The sequence below is a fragment of the Mycobacterium attenuatum genome (assembly GCF_900566085.1).
Classification (GTDB): Bacteria; Actinomycetota; Actinomycetes; order Mycobacteriales; family Mycobacteriaceae; genus Mycobacterium; species Mycobacterium attenuatum.
The window spans coordinates 1-18,194 of sequence record NZ_UPHT01000068.1; the positions used below are offsets into that span (position 1 = coordinate 1).

Genomic DNA, 18,194 nt, shown 5'->3' on the forward strand with positions numbered 1-18,194 from the left:
CGCCTAGCCCACCGGTTCCGCCGGCTCCGCCGGCGCCGAACAGCCCACCGAGCCCGCCGATGCCGCCGGCCCCGCCGGCGCTGCCCGTGGCTCCAGCGCCACCGCCGACCCCGCCGGCGCCGCCGGGGCCGTACAACAGCCCGCCGGCCCCGCCGTTGCCACCGGCGCCGCCGGTGCCGCCGGGCGTGGTGGCAGCTCCGCCAGTACCGCCGCTACCGCCGGCGCCGAACAGCCCGGCGGACCCGCCGTTACCACCCGGCATACCCGGCGCGCCGGACCCGCCGGCCCCGCCGTTGCCGAACAAGTACCCACCCGGACCGCCGGGCGCCCCCGTTCCCGGTGCCCCGTTGGCGCCGTTGCCGATCAGCGGGCGGTTAAACAGCGTCTGGGTGGGCGCATTGACCAGGTTGAGCAGCTCTTGCCCAAGCGCGGGAGGATTCGCGGCCGCCGACGGCCAGCCGCCGGTGAGCGCGTTGACCAGGGTCTGCTCGACATTGGCGGCCTCAGCGCTGGCATACGAGCCTGCGGCCGCATTCAGGGCCTGGGAAAACAGGCGATGGAATGCCGCCGCCTGGGCGCTGACCGCCTGATATGCCGTGCCGTGCGCCCCGAAGAGCGCCGCGATGCCCGCCGACACCTCGTCTGCGGCCGCCGCCAAGATGTCCGTCGTCGCGCCCGCCGCGACCGCGTTGGCTGCGCCGAGCGTCGAACCGATGTCGGCCAGATCCATTGCCGCCACCACCAGCGCATCGGGTGACGAAATCACGAAAGACATCTGACACCTCCACGAAAGCCGTGCCTGAGGAGTCATTTCCCATAGGTCGTAACGACCTGGAGATGGCCCTCCACGCTCGATCGGTCGGGACCGGATCGTATCGCGCGGGATGCATGTTATGCGGGATTCCCGGATTCTTGCCGCTGTCCGAGGTGGTTCCCACAACGCGCGTTTCTCGAGCTTTGACGGTGCGGGTCGGCGCAGTCGATGGCCGCTGCGTTGGAGGTGGGCAACGAGTGGGCCATGGGTGCGTCCTGCCGGTCAGCCGTTACCCGCGGTGTCCCGCGGGTTCGACGAGCTGGCGCCGATAGCCGAAAGCGCGTGCGGACGAAACAAAACCTGACACCGTCTAGCGGGCCGTCCGTGACCTAGCCATGGAACCTTTGTCAGCAAACGGCGTGCACGTAGCTGTGACCGTCGCCGACGCCCACCCAGATCCGGTGGCTTTGATGATGCGGTGGACGATCCGGTGTCCGTGACCGCAGCCATCGAAACGCGACCGGGCTTCGGCTGCGCGCGACTGTGGCCTTAAGACGTACCGCTTCGGGTCAATGCGGTGATTGTGGTCAATGGCCTTGCACTTGGCAGCCCTGCGACACGCGCGACCCGCAACACGGATCCGTGTTCCGCGTCACTGCGAGTCGTGGGCACCCGATGCTGTCGCCGGCCAAGGCCCGCAACGGCACGGCGCCGAGCTGACCCGCAAGCCGGAAAACCGCAGCTAGATAGGTGTATTGGAGTCCAAGAACAGGCCGCGCCACCGCGGAAGCGATGCAATGTCGAACCGCTGTCAGCGTGGCGCGGCAAACCACTGACTGGCCTCACGCTGGGCTTCAGGCAGCAGAAATGTCCGCGAAACCAGGGGGTCGGGTTAGATTTCGTCAGGAAGCGTGAGTACGGTCGTCTGCGCTGGCTGGAGTACCCGGCTGAGATAACCAAAATCGATTGCCATGGATGAGAGACGGAGGAATCGTGGCCCTTCCCCAGTTGACCGACGAGCAGCGCGCTGCCGCGTTGGAGAAGGCTGCTGCCGCACGTCGAGCGCGAGCAGAGCTCAAGGATCGGCTCAAGCGCGGCGGCACCAACCTCACTCAGGTGCTCAAGGACGCCGAAACCGACGAAGTCCTGGGCAAGATGAAGGTCTCTGCGCTGCTGGAGGCGTTGCCGAAGGTGGGCAAGGTCAAGGCGCAGGAAATCATGACTGAGCTGGAAATCGCTCCGACTCGCCGCTTGCGTGGTCTGGGCGATCGGCAGCGCAAGGCCCTGCTGGAAAAGTTCGGCTCCGCTTAACCCCGCGAATGCAGGCCGAGCGGCCTGTGGGGGATGTCGACCCAGGCGCGCCAGGACGCGCCGGCGGGGGACCGGGCACCGGACGCGTCGTCGTGTTGTCCGGTCCCTCCGCGGTCGGCAAATCGACGGTGGTCCGGTGCTTACGTGAGCGGATTCCGAACCTGCACTTCAGCGTCTCGGCCACGACGCGGACGCCGCGCCCGGGCGAGGTCGACGGCGTCGACTACCACTTCGTCAGCCCCGGCCGTTTCCAACAGTTGATCGACCAGGGCGAACTACTGGAATGGGCCGAAATCCACGGTGGCCTGCACCGGTCGGGCACGCTGGCGAAGCCGGTGCGGCAAGCTGCCGCCTCGGGCGTGCCGGTGCTGATCGAGGTCGATCTCGCCGGGGCCAGGGCGATCAAGAAGGCGATGCCGGAGGCCGTCAGCGTGTTCTTGGCGCCGCCAAGCTGGGAAGACCTGGAGACCAGACTGGTCGGCCGCGGCACGGAAACCCCGGGGGTCATCAGCCGCCGCCTGGAAACCGCGCGCATCGAATTGGCAGCCCAACATGACTTCGACAAGGTCGTGGTGAACCGTCGATTGGAGTCTGCATGCGCTGAATTGGTATCCTTGCTGGTTAGTGCTGTGTCCGGCTCTACATGAGCCCCAGCCGGATTTGAGAATCGAGATTTACCGCTTTTCGCACCGCTCTACGCCGCCAGGAGAAAGTCTTACGTGAGTATTCCGCAGTCCGACGCGTCGCTAGCCGGTTCCACCACGGATCAGTTCGATCCGGCATCAGGTGGAATTGGGGGCTACGACACCCCGCTCGGCATCACGAACCCGCCCATCGACGAGTTGCTGGACCGCGTCTCGAGCAAATACGCGCTGGTGATCTACGCGGCGAAGCGGGCCCGGCAGATCAACGACTACTACAACCAGCTCGGTGAAGGCATTCTGGAATACGTGGGCCCGCTGGTCGAGCCCGGGTTACAAGAAAAGCCGCTGTCCATCGCGCTGCGCGAGATCCACGCCGATCTGCTCGAGCACACCGAGGGCGAGTAAAAGGGCCGGGCCCGGGATGGACCGCAAGCGGAGCCCCCAACAGGTCATAGTCGGCGTCTCCGGTGGTATCGCCGCCTACAAGGCGTGCACCGTCGTTCGTCAGCTGGCCGAGGCCGGGCATCAGGTCCGGGTCATCCCCACCGAATCTGCGCTGCGCTTTGTCGGCGCTGCGACCTTCGAGGCGCTCTCCGGCCAGCCGGTGCGCACCGATGTTTTCGACGACGTCCCGGCGGTCCCACACGTTCACCTGGGACAGCAGGCCGACTTGGTCGTGGTTGCACCGGCCACCGCCGACCTGCTGGCCCGCGCGGTGCACGGTCGCGCCGACGACCTGCTGACCGCGACCCTGCTGACGGCGCGATGCCCGGTGCTGTTCGCGCCGGCGATGCACACCGAGATGTGGTTGCATCCGGCCACCGTCGACAACGTCGCGGCCCTGCGCCGCCGCGGGGCGGTGGTGCTCGAACCCGCGTTCGGGCGCCTCACCGGCAGTGACAGCGGCCCCGGACGATTGCCTGAGGCCGAGGAGATCACCACCTTTGCCCAGCTGCTGCTGGAGCGGCACGACGCCATGCCCTACGACCTTGCCGGCCGCAAGCTCCTGGTTACCGCGGGCGGCACCCGGGAGCCGATCGATCCGGTGCGCTTCATCGGCAACCGCAGCTCCGGCAAACAGGGATATGCGGTCGCCCGCGTCGCCGCTCAGCGCGGTGCCGATGTGACGCTGATCGCCGGACATACCGCCGGGCTGATCGATCCTGCCGGCGTCAACGTGGTGCACGTCAGCTCGGCGCAGCAACTCAGCGACGCGGTGTCCAAGCACGCACCCGAGGTGGACGTGTTGGTGATGGCGGCAGCTGTCGCCGACTTCCGGCCCGCACAGGTGTCGGCCGCCAAGATCAAGAAGGGCCCGGATAGCCAGACCGGGTCGCCGACGATCGAACTCATACGCAATGACGATGTGCTGGCCGGCGTGGTGCGCGCCCGCGAGCACGGGCAGTTGCCCAAGATGCGGGCCATTGTCGGGTTCGCCGCCGAGACCGGTGATGCCAACGGCGATGTGCTGTTTCACGCGCGGGAAAAGCTGCGGCGCAAGGGCTGCGATCTGCTGGTCGTCAACGCCGTCGGGGACGGCAGGGCCTTCGAGGTGGACAACAACGATGGCTGGCTGCTGGCCTCCGATGGAACCGAGTCCGCGCTTCAGCATGGTTCCAAGACGCTGATGGCCAGTCGTATCGTTGACGCGATCGTCGCGTTTCTGCATGGCTGTACCGGGTAGCGGATCGGCGGGTTTAGGCCTGTACGGCTCCTGCAGAGGTGCTGGACGATCCCTTGCCCGAGTGGACGAGCTGGAATTGTTGCCTGAGGATATAATTCGGCTAACTAATTATTGGAAGGACGCAGAGTGAGCGAAAAGGGTCGGCTGTTTACCAGTGAGTCGGTGACCGAGGGACATCCCGACAAGATCTGTGATGCGATCAGCGACTCGGTCCTCGACGCGCTTCTGGCGGAGGATCCCCGCTCACGTGTCGCGGTCGAGACGTTGGTGACCACCGGGCAGGTGCACGTGGTAGGCGAGGTGACCACCACGGCGAAGGCGGCGTTCGCCGACATCACCAATACCGTGCGCGCCCGGATTCTTGAGATCGGCTACGACTCGTCGGACAAGGGCTTCGACGGTGCATCCTGCGGTGTCAACATCGGCATCGGGGCACAGTCTCCCGACATCGCCCAGGGTGTCGACACCGCGCACGAGGCACGTGTCGAAGGTGCGGCGGACCCGCTGGATGCTCAGGGCGCCGGCGACCAGGGGCTGATGTTCGGCTACGCGATCAATGACACGCCCGAACTGATGCCGCTGCCCATCGCGCTGGCCCACCGGCTGTCGCGGCGGCTGACCGAGGTCCGCAAGAACGGCGCGCTGCCCTACCTGCGGCCCGACGGCAAGACGCAGGTCACCATCGCCTACGAGGACAACGTTCCGGTGCGGCTGGACACCGTGGTGATCTCCACTCAGCACGCCGCCGATATCGATCTGGAGAAGACGCTGGATCCCGATATCCGCGAGCACGTGCTCAAGAGTGTGCTCGACGAATTGGCCCACCAGACCCTGGATGCCTCCCAGGTGCGGGTACTGGTGAACCCCACCGGCAAGTTCGTGCTCGGCGGACCGATGGGTGACGCCGGACTGACCGGCCGCAAGATCATCGTCGACACCTACGGGGGCTGGGCGCGCCACGGCGGCGGTGCGTTCTCCGGCAAGGACCCGTCCAAGGTGGACCGGTCGGCCGCGTACGCGATGCGCTGGGTGGCCAAGAACGTCGTCGCGGCCGGACTGGCCGAGCGGGTGGAGGTGCAGGTGGCCTACGCCATCGGCAAAGCCGCCCCGGTGGGCTTGTTCGTCGAGACGTTCGGCACCGAGGCGGTCGACCCGGTCAAGATCGAGAAGGCCATCGGTGAGGTGTTCGATCTGCGGCCCGGGGCGATCATTCGCGACCTGGACCTGTTGCGCCCGATCTATGCGCCGACGGCTGCCTACGGACACTTCGGGCGCACCGATATCGAACTGCCGTGGGAGCAGCTTAACAAGGTCGAGGACCTCAAGCGCGCCATCTAGATTCCGGCGCGAGCAGTCGCGGAATCGCACTGCAAGGGTTGCCCGCGTGCGATTCTGCGGCTGCTCGCGAGCATGGGCGCGGGTCAGCTTCCGGTGCTGGGTGGCATCGGGTGGTTGGGCGCCAGCCCGGGCAGCCCGTCGATGCTGTGCTGGTTACGCTCAATCAGGCGGACATAGGCATCCTCGGACGCCTTGCCGAGATGGGTATCGAGCACCGGCCGTTCGTCGACAAACTCGTAATAAGGCACCGCAAATCCGCACGCATCGGCGATCCGCTCGACGTCGACGACAATAGCGGGGTCCGGGATGCAGAGTCTTGAAATGCTGTCGCAGGCTTTCGAATTCGGCGTCGTCCGGGCGTAGCACCCGTCCGGTGTCGAACAATCGCAGGATCCGCGAATTGCGAGTGAACGAGCAGAACATGATGGTGATTCGGCCGTTGTCGCGCAGATGGGCAATCGTTTCAGTGCCGCTGCCGAACAGGTCGACATAGGCGACGGTGTGGTCGTCGAGCGCAGCGAAGGTGTCCCGGTATCCCTTGGGGGACAGGTTGACTCGCCCGCCGTCGGACGGCGCGGCGGCAACGAAGAACATGGCCTGCTGGCCGATGAACTCTCGGAGCGACTCGTCGATACGGGAGAACACCTGGGCCGCAGGTGCCGAGCCTACGCGAGCAGCTGTCCCGGGGGTGTCGCCCCGCGGTGGAGGATGAAAATTAGTCCTGCGCGTTGGGCTGGGTAGGTGGTTGCTTGGCGGGCTGGTGGGGTCGACGCTTGCGGGTGTTTCGGTGGACCCCGTTGCGTCTGTGTTGCCGGTGAGTACGGCGAGCAGCTTGGTGGCGGAGAGCGCCCCTGTGGTAGTGCGGGGGCGGTGGATTGTTCCCTGTGAGCACGTGAGTCAGACTCCTGATTATTTTTGCTCTCCCCGAAACACGTTTTACAACAACAATTCTGGGTGAAGGGGTGCCGCTATGGAGGTGGTACATCCGCGGTGTGCGGGCATTGATGTCTCGAAGAGGGACGCCAAGGTGGGTATCCGGGTTCAGGGACAAGTCGGCGCGCCACGTCGACGACGGTGAGCACATGGGGCTCGACCACCGCCGAGACCTTGGCGGTGTGTGAGCATCTGATCGCCGAGCAGGTCAGTTGTGTGGTGATCGAATCCACATCGGATTATTGGAAGCCGTTTTTTTTGCCTGCTCGAAGACGCGTTGAACGTGGTGTTGGTCAACGCCAAGGCGGTGCGCAATGTGGCCGGCCGCAAGACCGATGGCTCGGATGCGACGTGGTTGGCCGATTTGGGTGCTCATGGCCTGGTGCGCGCCTGGTTTGTGCCGCCGGAGCCGATTCGGGTGTTGCGTGATCTGACCCGCGCGCGCACCACCATCACCCGAGCGCGCACTAAAGAGATTCAGCGGCTGGAAAAGCTGCTTGAAGATGCCGGGATCAAACTGTCGGCGGTGGCCTCCAACATCGTCGGAGCCTCTGGGCGCGCAATGCTGGAGGCGTTGATCGGCGGGCGGCGAGACCCGGCGGTGCTCGCCGGTCTGGCCAAACAGCGGCTGCGTGAGAAGATCCCCGCATTGACCGAGGCGTTGCGCGGGCGGTTTAGCGACCACCAGGCGTTTATGGCTCGGCTGTACCTGGATCGTTTCGACGCCCACGCCGCCGACATCGCCCGCCTCGATCAGCGCCTCGAGGAGGCGATCAAACCCTTTCGACCCGTCCAGGAATTGCGGATGAGACATCGCGCCGCCGCAAACCTCGTACCCCCTCGGTGCCTGCCCTGATCGCTCTGGTCGCTGTCGAACACAGCATGCTCACCGACGCCTGGAACATGTTGGTCGACGGCGCCTTTTACCGCGACCCCGGCGCTGACTACTACTCCCGGCACCACCCTGGGCAACCAAGGCAAAAGCCATCAAGCAACTGCAGGCCCTCGGCTACAAAGTGACTCTCGAACCCCTTACCGAAGCCGCCTAACACCGGGGGCGTGCCATTCACCCGCCTCGGGTCACCGCATTTTCGAGTGAGACGCAAAGTCCCGCGACACGCCGATGAATCGGGCACCTTTGCGGCTGCTCGCGCAGGGTCGCCAGCCACTAACCGGTGAAGCGGTAGTCGTCGAGATCAAAGCGGCGACTGCGCCAGTAGGCCTCCATGGTCGTCGTCGGGCGCAGCGGCACGTCGCCGTTCTTGTCGAAGTAGTAGCTGTTGGCCAGCCGGCAGCTGTCCTGCCAGAAAACCTGGCGGTGCCGGCGGCGCATCATCTCGGCAAAATAACGGGAATTGGCCTCCTCGGTCACCTCGACGCGGGTCGCGCCGTCGCGACGGGCCCGCTTGAGGCACCGCAGGATGTGGTGGGTCTGCGCCTCGATCAGCGCGAAATACGACGAGCCGACATAGCCGTACGGGCCGAATACGGTGAAGAAGTTCGGGTAACCGGGAACGCTGACGCCCTCGTAGGCCTGCGTGCGGTGCTCGTCCCAGAACCGGCTCAGGGACTGACCGTCCCGCCCCGTCACCGGATAGGTGAGCACGTCGTCGGTATCGAGCACCTTGAAGCCGGTCGCCAGGATCAGCACGTCGACCTCGTGGCTGACGCCGTCGGTGGTGGCCACCGCCGACGGCGTGATCTTGTCGATCGGCTGGCTGACCAGCGCCACGTTGGAGCGATTAAAGGTGGACAGGTAGCTGTTGTGGAAGCCCGGCCGTTTGCAACCCACCGCGTAGCGGGGGGTGAGCTGGTCGCGGAGCACCGGGTCGTTGACCTGTTGCCGCAGATACCGGCGTCCCAGGGCCGCGCTCCATCGAGCCAGCGGAAACACCGTGAAGTAGTGCGCCGAGATCGGGAAGGTGGCTTCCACGAACGCCTGGCTGAGCCACCGCTGAACGGCTTTCCCGCCGGGAATGCGCATCACCCAGCGCGCCGCCGCCGGCAGCGGAAGGTCGAGCTTGGGGAAGCACCAGATCGGGGTGCGCTGAAAGACGGTGAGATACTTGACAATCGGCGCGATCTCGGGAATAACCTGGACGGCCGACGCGCCGGTACCGATGATCGCGACACGCTTACCGGTCAGATCCTGACTGTGGTCCCAGCGTGCGGTGTGCATGGTGATGCCGTCGAACGAGTCCGCCCCGTCGATGTCGGGCAGCTTCGGTACGGTCAGCACGCCGCTGGCGTTGATCACGAATCTGGCGGTCACCACCCCGCCGGGGTCTGTCTGCACGCGCCAGAGGCTGTGTTCGTCGTCGAACTCGGCACTCAAAACTTTCGTGTTGAACCGGATTCTGGACCGGATGCCGTACTTGTCGACACAGTGCTCGGCATACGCGCGAAGTTCCCGCCCCGGTGCGTAGGTGCGCGACCAGCGCGGGCTCTGCTCGAACGAGAATTGGTAGGAAAACGACGGAATGTCCACGGCGATACCGGGATAGGTGTTCCAGTACCACGTTCCGCCGACTCCGTCGCCGGTTTCGATCAGCAGATAGTCGTGAAACCCGGCATGGTCGAGCTGGATCGCCGCGCCGATCCCGGAGAATCCGGCGCCGACGATCACTATCTGGTAGTCGGGTCTCACCGTCTGCTCCCGATCATGTGAACACCGTACTTGGGTCGCAGGGTCAGCGTCGCCTCCAATTCGACGGGCGGGCCGGACGCGAGGTCAAAGGTGAAGTGCTGACTCATGATCGCGGCCATCAACACCATCTCCATCAACGCGAAGCTCTGCCCGATGCAGATGCGCCGGCCGCCGCCGAACGGGAGATAAGCCGAGCGGGGACGGTCCTTGGCGCCGGCGCCGAGGAACCGGCCGGGATCGAATTTCTCCGGATCGGGCCACCACCGCGGGTCGTGGTGGATGTGGTGGATCGGGATGATGACTGTGGTGCCCCGACGAATACGGTGTCCGTCGATGACATCGTCGTCAATGGCCTCCCGCGCCAGCACCCACACCGACGAGAAGTACCGTTGCGCCTCCTGCAGGCATGCGGTGGTCCACGGCAACCGGCCCAGGTCGTCGGCGGTCGGGCGGCGTGCGCCCAGCACGTCGTCGACCTCGGCGAGCAGCCGCTTGTAGGAACCCGGGTTGGCGGCCATCAGATACCAGAACCAGGACATGGCATTCGCGGTCGTCTCATGGCCGGCGAGCATGAACGTCAGTGCTTCGTCACGGACCCGCTGACGTGGCCAAGTTCCGTTATCGGCGTGCAGCAGCACGTTGAGCAGGTCCGCGGACGGGGTGGGCTGAGCCACTCGCCGGTCGATCACCGCGTTGACCGCGCGATCGAGAGCCAGCGTGATCTCCTGCATTTCGCGCAACGGCGGTGGCAGGCGAACACCTGAGTAGGTGCACCACATCAGCGCGTCGTAGACCGGCCGCGGCATCAGGCCCCACAAGCCCAGCCGCTCCAGCTTTTCCGCGCGGCGCAGTCCCCGCGTGGCGAGATCGTTCATTGACTGGACCAGCGGACCGAAGTCCTGGCTGAACAGGGCATTGGCGACGACGCGCAAGGTCGCCTCGACCATCGTCTCGTGCATGTCGAACCGCTGGCCGGCACCCGTCGGCAGCGCGGCGGTGACACCGGCGATCGGGGCGATCATCAGGTCGACGAGCTCGTTGAGGTGTCGCCGCGCGAAGGTCGGGTTCAGCACCGCGCGGTGGCTGGCCCACGAGTCGCCCTCGTCGGTGAGCAGGTTGAGCCCGGCGGCGGCCCGAATCGGGCCGTATTCGTCGGACTTGACGTAGCGCAGCCGCGCCTCGTGCAACACGTGGTCGACGTAGTCGGGATGACTGAGCGAGACGAACCGTCTGCCACCGCAACGGAACCGGACGATATCCCGGCCGCGGACACGGCCCAGGAAGCCGTCTCCGGCGTCGAAACCGATGGTCAGCGCTTCCCGCGTCATCGTCCAGGCGCTCAGGCGTCTAGCCGGTCCCCTCAGGGGCCGCTCGGCAGTGAGAGTGGCCATGGCTTCACCGTAGGGGTAACGCCGGGCACTGGTAATGAGACTATGGGACAAAGAGTTGGGAGTTTAGGACACCATATGGGGCATGCGAGCGATGACGTCAGTCACGGCGTCTACCCGACCCGACTGCTCTGCGAGGTGGCCGACGAGCACGGCGTGCCGGCCAGCGAAGTGCTTGCCGACACCGCGATCCAGCCGGCGGATCTCGAAGATCCGGACGCCGTGATCAATGCCGGTGATGAGATTCTTGCCGTACGTCGGTTGCTGGCCCGATTGCCGGACCATGCCGGCCTCGGCGTCGAGGTGGGCAGCCGGTTCACGCTGACCCATTTCGGGTTGTTCGGTTTTGCGGTGATGTCTTGTGCCACTTTGCGCGAACTATTCAGCATCGCGATGCGTTATTTCGCGCTGACCATGCTGCATATCGACATCAGGCTGTTCGAAACGGCTGACGACTGTTTGCTCGTGCTGGACGCCAGCCACCTGCCGGCTGATGTTCAGCAGTTTTTCATCCAACGTGACCTTGCCGGAATACTGGCAACCACAACGAGTTTCGCATTGCCGGTGGCCGCGAAGTATGCCGAGCGGGTGTCGGCGGAAGTGGCCGTCGACGAAGAATTGCTGCGTCCGCTGCTCGAATTGGTGCCGGTGCACGACGTCGCATTCGGTCGGGCGCACAACAGGATCCACTTCCCGCGTGCCATGTTCGACGAGCCGCTACCGCAGGCCGACCGGCACACGCTGGAAATCTGCATTGCCCAGTGCGACGTGCTGATGCAGCGCAACGAACAGCGCCGGGGCATCACCGCGCTGGTGCGCACCAAGCTGTTTCGCGATTCCGGGTTGTTCGCGACGCTGGCCGATCTTGCCGCCGAGCTCGACATCCATCCGCGGACGCTGCGCCGCCGGCTTGCCGAGGAAGGAACGTCCTTTCGGGCGTTGCTGAACGAGGCACGGTCTGCGGTGGCGGTGGATCTGTTGTGCAACGTGGGGCTGACGGTGGAGGAGGTGTCCAGGCGGTTGGGTTACACCGAAGTCTCCACCTTCTCGCACGCCTTCAAGCGCTGGCATGGCGTGGCGCCCAGCGCTTATTCGCGCCGGGGCTAGGACGCGAGAGCTAGGAGTGCAGCGCGTGGCGCAATGCCGCCAGCCCGCGATCCATAGCGGCGGTGGCCGCGGGCACCACACCGGCGTAGCCAACGTAGCCGTGCACCATGGTCTCGGCGTTGTGCACCTCGGCGGGCACCCCGGCGGCGCGCAGCAGTTCGCCGTAACGGATGCCGTCGTCGCGCAGCGGGTCGTAACCGGCGACCCCGATGTAGGCGGGCGGCAGGCCGGCCAGGTCGCCGGCCCGGCCCGGCGCCATGGCTGCCGGTGGGTCGGACAGGTCGATTTCGCCTGCGTACCAACGAGAGAACGCGGCCACGGCCTTGGCGTCCAGGATCTGCGCGGTGGCGTTCTCGGTGAACGACGGCAGCGACTGATCCCACATGGTGGAGGGGTACCACAACAGCTGGAATGCCAGATTCGGTCCGGCATTGTCACGAGCTTGCTGTGCCATCACCGCGGCGATGGTGCCGCCAGCCGAATCCCCGGCGACGGCCATCCGGGTGTTGTCGGCGCCGATGCCGGCACCCTGTTCGGCGACCCATAGCGTTGCGGCCCAAGCGTCTTCGACGGCTGCGGGATAGGGATGCTCGGGGGCCAGCCGGTAGTCGACCGACACGATCACCGCGCCGGCGCCTACGGCATGGTGGCGGCAGGTGCCGTCGTGCGTGTCAAGATCGCCCATGACGAAGCCGCCGCCGTGGAAGTACAACACCACCGGCAGAGCGGCGTCGCCAACTGAATCGCTTGGTGGCCAATAGATCCGAATGCCGATGCCACCGACCGGCCCGTCGATCGACCGGTCTTCGACACGCAGGTCGGGGTATACCGGCCGGCGTGGCAGGTCGCGCATCCGCTGGCGTATGGCGTCGATTCCGTCGTCGGTCGATAGCCGGAATGGAACCGCATCCAGTACCTTCAGCAGGATGGGGTCGAGAGCTGGTCGTTCGTCGGCGTTCTGGTCCAAGCTGGGCATGCACGTACCGTACGCATCGCGTCTGGTGGCCGGTGCGTGGGTGGTGGCCGGATGGGCCGGTCTGGCTTACGGCGGGTACTTGACGGTGGTCGCGATGAGCCGCCCGCCGGGCACCGGATTGACCGGACACTGGACCCTGCAGCCGCCGTTCAAAGCGTCGATGGCGGTGCTGCTGGCGCTGGCGGCGGTTGCCCATCCGATCGCGCGTGAGCGACGGTGGCTGGTGCCGGCGCTGCTGTTCTCGGCCGCCGGAGACTGGTTGTTGGCCATCCCGTGGTGGACACAGTCATTCGTCTTCGGGCTGGGCGCATTCCTGTTGGCACATCTGTGTTTTCTGGGCGCGATGCTGCCCTTGGCACTGGGACGATCACCGTCGCGGGCGCGCCTGGCTGCGGTGGCGCTGATGTGTGTGGGGGCGATCTCCCTGTTGGTCTGGTTCTGGCCGCATTTGGGCCAGGAGAAGCTGACGGTACCGGTGACCGTCTACATCGCGGTGCTCACGGCGATGGTGTGCACTGCTTTCCTGGCCCACCTTCCGACGATCTGGACGGCCGTCGGGGCGCTGAGTTTCGCGGCATCGGACTCGATGATCGCGATCAGCCGATTCATCCTGGGAAACGAGGCGCTGGCGGTCCCCATCTGGTGGTCGTACGCCGCCGCGGAAATCCTGATCACCGCCGGGTTCTTCTTCGGCCGGCAGATCCCGGCCGGCGCCGCCGAGCCCGCCGCCCGCTAACGGAGCGCTTCTGAGGCGCCAGACAGTATGAAAAAGATTGCCTGACAACATGTCTCGTGGCTCGGAGCGGGTCCGCATCGAGGTCGAGCCGATCGCTCGGATACTTCCGATGCTGTCGGTACCGCACCTGGATCGCGAATTCGACTACTTGGTGTCCGCCGAGCAGTCCGACGACGCCCAGCCGGGGGTGCGGGTGCGGGTGCGGTTCCATGGTCGGCTGGTCGACGGGTTCGTGCTCGAGCGCCGCAACGACACCGAACACCAGGGCAAGCTGGGTTGGCTGGACCGGGTGGTGTCGGCTGAACCGGTACTCACCCCGGAGATCCGCCGGCTGGTCGACGCGGTGGCCGCCCGTTATGCCGGTACCAGGGCTGACGTGGTGCGCCTGGCGATTCCGCCCCGGCATGCGAGAGTCGAACGGGAAGCCTTGCCGATCGTTGAGCGCCCTGATGTGGCCCCCGTCGACGCGTCGGGCTGGCGGCTGTACGGCCGTGGCGGCCAGTTCCTGGGCGCGCTTGCCCAGGCACGGGCCGCGCGAGCGGTCTGGCAGGCGTTGCCGGGGGAGCTGTGGGCGGATCGCTTCGCCGAGGCTGCCGCGCAGACGGTGCAGGCCGGCCGCGCGGTGCTGGGAATCGTGCCTGATCAGCGAGATCTGGACACCCTGTGGCAGGCCGCGACAGCCCGCATCGGCGAGCCCAGCGTGGTGGCGCTGTCGGCCGGGCTCGGACCGGCCGCCCGCTACCGCAGGTGGCTGGCCGCGCTGCGGGGCAGCGCGCGGGTCGTGATCGGCACTCGCAGCGCGGTATTCGCGCCGCTGAGCGACCTGGGGCTGGTCATGGTCTGGTCCGACGGCGACGACAGTCTGGCCGAGCCCCGCGCGCCCTATCCCCACGCTCGGGAAGTGGCTATGCTGCGCGCCCATCAAGCCAGGTGCGCGGCGCTGATCGGCGGCTACGCGCGCACCGCCGAAGCCCACGCGCTGGTGCGCAGCGGCTGGGCACACGACATCGTCGCGGCGCGGCCGGTGGTGCGCGCGCGCAGCCCGCGCGTCGTCGCCCTGGATGACACCGGGTATGCCGACGAACGCGACTCAGCCGCTCGCAGCGCCCGGCTGCCGTCCATCGCCCTGCGCGCCGCCCGTTCGGCGCTTCAGGCCGCGGCGCCGGTACTGGTTCAGGTGCCCCGCCGCGGCTATGTGCCGTCGCTGGCCTGCGGCCGGTGCCGGGCGATCGCCCGCTGCCGGCATTGCACCGGTCCGCTGTCGCTGCCGGAACGCGGCGCCCCGGGCGCGGTGTGCCGTTGGTGCGGTCGCGCTGAGCCCGCGCTGCGCTGCGCGCGTTGCGGATCGGATGCGGTGCGTGCCGTGGTGATCGGTGCCCGACGCACCGCCGAGGAACTTGGCCGGGCGTTCGCGGGCACGGCGGTGATCACCTCGTCGGGCGATGCCGTGGTTCCCGAGGTGGGCGCCCGCCCGGCGCTGGTGGTCGCCACGCCCGGGGCCGAACCCCGGGCCTCCGGCGGGTACGGCGCCGCGCTGCTGCTCGATACATGGGCGTTGCTGGGACGACAAGACCTGCGCGCGGCCGAGGACGCGCTGTCGCGCTGGATGGCGGCGGCGGCGCTGGTGCGGTCGCGGGCCGACGGCGGAGTGGTGCTGGTGGTCGCCGAATCGTCCATCCCGACCGTGCAATCCCTGATTCGCTGGGACCCGGTGGGTCACGCCGAGGCCGAGCTGGCCGCCCGCAGCGAAGTGGGCCTGCCGCCGAGCGTGCACATTGCGGCTCTCGACGGCACCACCGAAGCGGTCATGGCGTTGCTGGAGCAGGACCGGCTGCCCGACCGCGAACGCTTCCCAGCCGAGTTGCTCGGCCCGGTCGACCTGCCTCCCGGCGTGCGCCGCCCGGCCGGAACCCCCGCCGGAGCCCCGGTCACCAGGATGCTGATACGGGTTCGCCGTGAACACGGCCTGGAACTGGCCGCCAGTCTGCGGCGCGCGGTCTCGGTGCTCAGCGCCCGTCAAACCCATGAGCCGGTGCGGGTGCAGATCGACCCGTTGCACATCGGCTGAGTTCGGCGGCTGGCGCGGGCCGACCAGCGGTCAGCGTTTGCGCGCGGTGAAAATCAGGTACTCCCATTGCATTACGCCGTCCTGGAAGTATTCGCGGCTGAGCTTGGTGAGTTCGGCGTCGAGCCTGGCGACGCGCTCGGGCTCGCCGCCGATGTTGCGGTAGGCGTTGATGGCCGGGCCGTAGCATTCCTTGAAGTATTCGACGCACTCGTCAGGACGATCGAACCGGTCCACGTTCAGCGATCCACGCTGCGTGCGCGTGTCGCAGACGTGGTCCTTGAACAGGTCGCTGATATAGTCCTCGCGGCCCCACCACACTTCGTGGGGCGCCCCCTGCGGCAGGGTCGGCCGGTATGGCCTGATAGTGGAGAGCAATTGGCCGTAAAAGCCGTCCGGTGTCCAACTGAGCACACTGATCTTGCCGCCGCGCCGGCAAACCCGGGCCAGCTCGTCGGCCGTGCGCTGATGGCGCGGGGCGAACATCGCCCCGATCGTGGACAGCACCGCGTCGAATTCGCCGAAGCCGAAGGGCAACGCTTCGGCGTTGGCTTCTCGCCAGCCGAGTGTGAGCCCCGCCGCCTCAGCTCGCTGCTGAGCGTGGCGCAGCAGCCCCGGAGTCAGGTCGCTGGCGACCACATGGGCACCCGCCGTCGCGGCGGCGATCGCGGCGTTTCCGGTGCCCGCGGCGACATCCAGCACGCGATCGCCGGGACGAATACCGCTGGCGGAGACCAGGATTGGGCCGAGCGGAGCCAGCACCTCGGCGGCCATCGCGGGGTAGTCGCCCAGCACCCACATATCCCGGTGGGTGGTTGCCGGAGCCTGGCTTTCGCTGAGGGGCGCGTCGAGAGCCATCGGGCCTCCTGCCTAACGTGGACAGCTCAGAGGCGACGACGTCGTCGGCAGCGGGCTAGAGATTTCGGTAACAGGGTCCAATTATGCCCGCGGGAAAGTATAGATCTTATCAATTATCCATGTGTACGACTATAGGACGCTGTTAGACTTCATTTTGCTGCAGCCCGTGTAAGCGCGACGACGAAGTTGACGACCCGGTGGACCGGGGAAGGGGGCCATGATGTCCACGGAGAACGCGACGGCAGCTGAGGAGTCGGTGGATGCGATCACCGATTCGCTACTGACGGCGTCCCGGTTGCTGGTAGCCATCTCGGCTCATTCCATTGCCCAGATCGATGAGACCATCACCATCCCGCAGTTTCGGACCCTGGTGATTCTGTCCAATCGAGGTCCGATCAACCTGGCCACACTGGCGACGTTGCTGGGCGTACAGCCCTCGGCGACCGGCCGGATGGTGGACCGGCTGGTCAGCGCGGGAATGATCGACCGCCAGCCGCACCCGAACTCGCGGCGCGAACTGCTTGCCGTGCTGACCAAGCGGGGCCGGGATCTGGTTCGCCGGGTCACCGCACTGCGGCGCGCCGAAATCGCCCGCATCGTGGAGCAAATGCCGCCGGCCGAACGCCACGGCTTGGTGCGTGCCCTGACGGCGTTCACCGCCGCCGGCGGCGAGCCCGACGCGCACGTCGAAATGGAGCTGTAGCGCTCCAACAACCACCCTCGGTACCGTGTCAGGCCGTTCGCCCCGCGGCGGACGGCCTGACACGGTACGTGAGCCGGCTCAGACCTTGACCGCGGTGCCGATCAAGACCTCCCAATCCATGACGCCGTCGGTCAGGTACTCCGCGGCCAGCTCGACCAGCTGGGCGTCGAGCTCATCGGCCAGCACCGCGTTGTCGCCGATGTTGGCATAGGCCTCGATCGTCGGGCCGTAGTGCGTCTTGAAGTAGTCGTGAACGTCCTGCGCGGTGCTGAAGCGGGTGACCTTCAACGGCTCGCGACGTGTCTTGACATCGGCGACTCGATCGCCCAGCAGGCCGCGGAAGTAATTTTCCCGGCCCCACAGCGCCGACGGGGGCAACGCCGCAGACAGGCTGGGCCGGTACGGCCGGATGGTGGCCAGCATCCGGCCGAAGAACCCTTCCGGAGTCCAGCTGATCACGCCGATGGTTCCGCCCGGCTTGCATACCCGGACCAACTCGTCGGCCGAGCACTGATGATCCGGAGCGAACATCACCCCGATCGCCGAGATCACGGCGTCGAACTCGCCCTCGGCGAACGGCAGGGCCTGCGCGTTGGCCTCCTGATATTCCAGGTCGAGCCCCATTTCTGCGGCGCGTTCCTGCGACCGCTGCAGCAACTCCGGGGTGAGGTCGGTGGAGACGACGGTGGCGCCGGCCTTGGCCGCCGGCAGCGAGATGTTGCCGGAACCGGCCGCGACGTCGAGCACCCGCACGCCCGGTCCGATACCCGCGGCGGCGACCAGGATCGGGCCGAGCGGGGCCATCACCTCCTCGGCCATCAGCGCGTAGTCGCCGAGGGCCCACATTGCCCGGTGCGTAGCCGCGAGCGTCGCGTCGGCGCGGATGGGTGTGTCGATAGTCATCTGAGCTCCTTACGGGGAGGGGGAGAGCTGCGTTACTTCGACCTCGTCGTCGCAGGCGCGGCGGGAAACGTGGGACAGACCATTTCCGTAGGACATAGTATGCATGAGCAAGGTTATAAGTGGCTGAGAATTTGACGCGGACCGTGT

The 18,194-nt window shown here is 66.7% G+C and carries 15 protein-coding genes and 2 pseudogenes; 10 read left to right on the top strand and 7 right to left on the bottom strand.

All coding sequences use genetic code 11. The features are described from left to right. The coding region (locus tag EET13_RS11630) for a PE family protein (RefSeq protein WP_136623151.1) at positions 1–775 on the bottom strand (775 nt) is incomplete at its 3' end. Positions 776–1,747: 972 nt separating this feature from the next. On the opposite strand from EET13_RS11630, the gene mihF reads away from it, so the two are divergent. The 5 genes from mihF to metK all read left to right on the top strand — a co-directional run bounded on the left by mihF (position 1,748) and on the right by metK (position 5,731). After that, positions 1,748–2,065 carry an integration host factor, actinobacterial type gene (gene mihF / locus EET13_RS11635; protein WP_015355818.1) on the top strand — a complete coding sequence of 106 codons (318 nt, stop codon included), beginning with the start codon at positions 1,748–1,750 and terminating at the stop codon, positions 2,063–2,065. A gap of 8 nt (positions 2,066–2,073) precedes the next feature. Next, a complete protein-coding gene (gene gmk, locus EET13_RS11640) occupies positions 2,074–2,712 on the top strand; it encodes a guanylate kinase (RefSeq protein WP_244603867.1) in 639 nt (212 codons plus the stop codon). 72 nt (positions 2,713–2,784) lie between these two features. Then, positions 2,785–3,114, top strand: coding sequence for a DNA-directed RNA polymerase subunit omega (rpoZ, locus tag EET13_RS11645; protein WP_122442436.1), 330 nt, complete (start codon positions 2,785–2,787; stop codon positions 3,112–3,114). A 16-nt stretch (positions 3,115–3,130) separates the two neighbouring features. Further along, entirely contained in the window at positions 3,131–4,393 is a 1,263-nt protein-coding gene (gene coaBC, locus EET13_RS11650; protein ID WP_122442437.1) for a bifunctional phosphopantothenoylcysteine decarboxylase/phosphopantothenate--cysteine ligase CoaBC, read from the top strand. A gap of 126 nt (positions 4,394–4,519) precedes the next feature. Further along, on the top strand, positions 4,520–5,731 hold the full coding sequence (gene metK / locus EET13_RS11655; protein ID WP_122442438.1) for a methionine adenosyltransferase: 1,212 nt from the start codon (positions 4,520–4,522) through the stop codon (positions 5,729–5,731). An 83-nt stretch (positions 5,732–5,814) separates the two neighbouring features. Here the strand turns inward: metK and EET13_RS32570 are convergent. Then, positions 5,815–6,325: pseudogene (locus EET13_RS32570) on the bottom strand (pyridoxamine 5'-phosphate oxidase family protein). 376 nt (positions 6,326–6,701) lie between these two features. Between EET13_RS32570 and EET13_RS11665 the strand changes: the two are divergent. Then, positions 6,702–7,713: pseudogene (locus EET13_RS11665) on the top strand (IS110 family transposase). 119 nt (positions 7,714–7,832) lie between these two features. Here the strand turns inward: EET13_RS11665 and EET13_RS11670 are convergent. Both EET13_RS11670 and EET13_RS11675 read right to left on the bottom strand, forming a co-directional pair. Then, positions 7,833–9,311, bottom strand: coding sequence for a flavin-containing monooxygenase (locus tag EET13_RS11670; RefSeq protein WP_122442439.1), 1,479 nt, complete (start codon positions 9,309–9,311; stop codon positions 7,833–7,835). Further along, positions 9,308–10,702 (bottom strand): cytochrome P450, encoded by a 1,395-nt coding sequence (locus tag EET13_RS11675; RefSeq protein WP_122442440.1) that lies wholly within the window; start codon positions 10,700–10,702, stop codon positions 9,308–9,310. The genes EET13_RS11670 and EET13_RS11675 overlap by 4 nt, the downstream gene beginning before the upstream one ends. A gap of 75 nt (positions 10,703–10,777) precedes the next feature. Here EET13_RS11675 and EET13_RS11680 point away from each other — a divergent pair, with 75 nt between their 5' ends. Then, a complete protein-coding gene (locus EET13_RS11680; RefSeq protein WP_122442441.1) occupies positions 10,778–11,806 on the top strand; it encodes a helix-turn-helix transcriptional regulator in 1,029 nt (342 codons plus the stop codon). A gap of 10 nt (positions 11,807–11,816) precedes the next feature. On the opposite strand, the gene EET13_RS11685 is transcribed toward EET13_RS11680, so the two are convergent. Next, positions 11,817–12,782: an alpha/beta hydrolase gene (locus EET13_RS11685; protein ID WP_122442442.1), complete on the bottom strand. Its 966-nt coding sequence runs from the start codon at positions 12,780–12,782 to the stop codon at positions 11,817–11,819. Here EET13_RS11685 and EET13_RS11690 point away from each other — a divergent pair. Together EET13_RS11690 and EET13_RS11695 are read left to right on the top strand one after the other, a co-directional pair. Beyond that, positions 12,781–13,518 carry a lysoplasmalogenase gene (locus EET13_RS11690; RefSeq protein ID WP_122442443.1) on the top strand — a complete coding sequence of 246 codons (738 nt, stop codon included), beginning with the start codon at positions 12,781–12,783 and terminating at the stop codon, positions 13,516–13,518. The two genes, EET13_RS11685 and EET13_RS11690, sit on opposite strands and share 2 nt — an antisense overlap. Before the next feature lie 49 nt (positions 13,519–13,567). Then, entirely contained in the window at positions 13,568–15,586 is a 2,019-nt protein-coding gene (locus tag EET13_RS11695; protein WP_211189057.1) for a primosomal protein N', read from the top strand. 30 nt (positions 15,587–15,616) lie between these two features. Here EET13_RS11695 and EET13_RS11700 read toward each other — a convergent pair whose 3' ends face one another. Further along, entirely contained in the window at positions 15,617–16,441 is an 825-nt protein-coding gene (locus EET13_RS11700; RefSeq protein ID WP_122442444.1) for a class I SAM-dependent methyltransferase, read from the bottom strand. Positions 16,442–16,658: 217 nt separating this feature from the next. Between EET13_RS11700 and EET13_RS11705 the strand changes: the two genes are divergently transcribed. Then, positions 16,659–17,144, top strand: coding sequence for a MarR family transcriptional regulator (locus EET13_RS11705; protein ID WP_425293672.1), 486 nt, complete (start codon positions 16,659–16,661; stop codon positions 17,142–17,144). 78 nt (positions 17,145–17,222) lie between these two features. On the opposite strand, the gene EET13_RS11710 is transcribed toward EET13_RS11705, so the two are convergent. Beyond that, the gene (locus EET13_RS11710; protein WP_122442445.1) at positions 17,223–18,047 is read right to left on the bottom strand and encodes a class I SAM-dependent methyltransferase; all 825 of its coding nucleotides are present in this window, start codon (positions 18,045–18,047) and stop codon (positions 17,223–17,225) included. Positions 18,048–18,194: the final 147 nt, after the last annotated feature.

Bases quoted from the DNA above. Each gene is read 5' to 3' on its own strand.
- gmk (WP_244603867.1), top strand. From the start codon at position 2,074: ATGCAGGCCGAGCGGCCTGTGGGGGATGTCGACCCAGGCGCGCCAGGA.
- coaBC (WP_122442437.1), top strand. From the start codon at position 3,131: ATGGACCGCAAGCGGAGCCCCCAACAGGTCATAGTCGGCGTCTCCGGT.
- EET13_RS11675 (WP_122442440.1), bottom strand. From the start codon at position 10,702: ATGGCCACTCTCACTGCCGAGCGGCCCCTGAGGGGACCGGCTAGACGC.
- EET13_RS11680 (WP_122442441.1), top strand. From the start codon at position 10,778: ATGGGGCATGCGAGCGATGACGTCAGTCACGGCGTCTACCCGACCCGA.
- EET13_RS11690 (WP_122442443.1), top strand. From the start codon at position 12,781: ATGCACGTACCGTACGCATCGCGTCTGGTGGCCGGTGCGTGGGTGGTG.
- EET13_RS11685 (WP_122442442.1), bottom strand. From the start codon at position 12,782: ATGCCCAGCTTGGACCAGAACGCCGACGAACGACCAGCTCTCGACCCC.
- EET13_RS11695 (WP_211189057.1), top strand. From the start codon at position 13,568: ATGTCTCGTGGCTCGGAGCGGGTCCGCATCGAGGTCGAGCCGATCGCT.
- EET13_RS11700 (WP_122442444.1), bottom strand. From the start codon at position 16,441: ATGGCTCTCGACGCGCCCCTCAGCGAAAGCCAGGCTCCGGCAACCACC.
- EET13_RS11705 (WP_425293672.1), top strand. From the start codon at position 16,659: ATGATGTCCACGGAGAACGCGACGGCAGCTGAGGAGTCGGTGGATGCG.
- EET13_RS11710 (WP_122442445.1), bottom strand. From the start codon at position 18,047: ATGACTATCGACACACCCATCCGCGCCGACGCGACGCTCGCGGCTACG.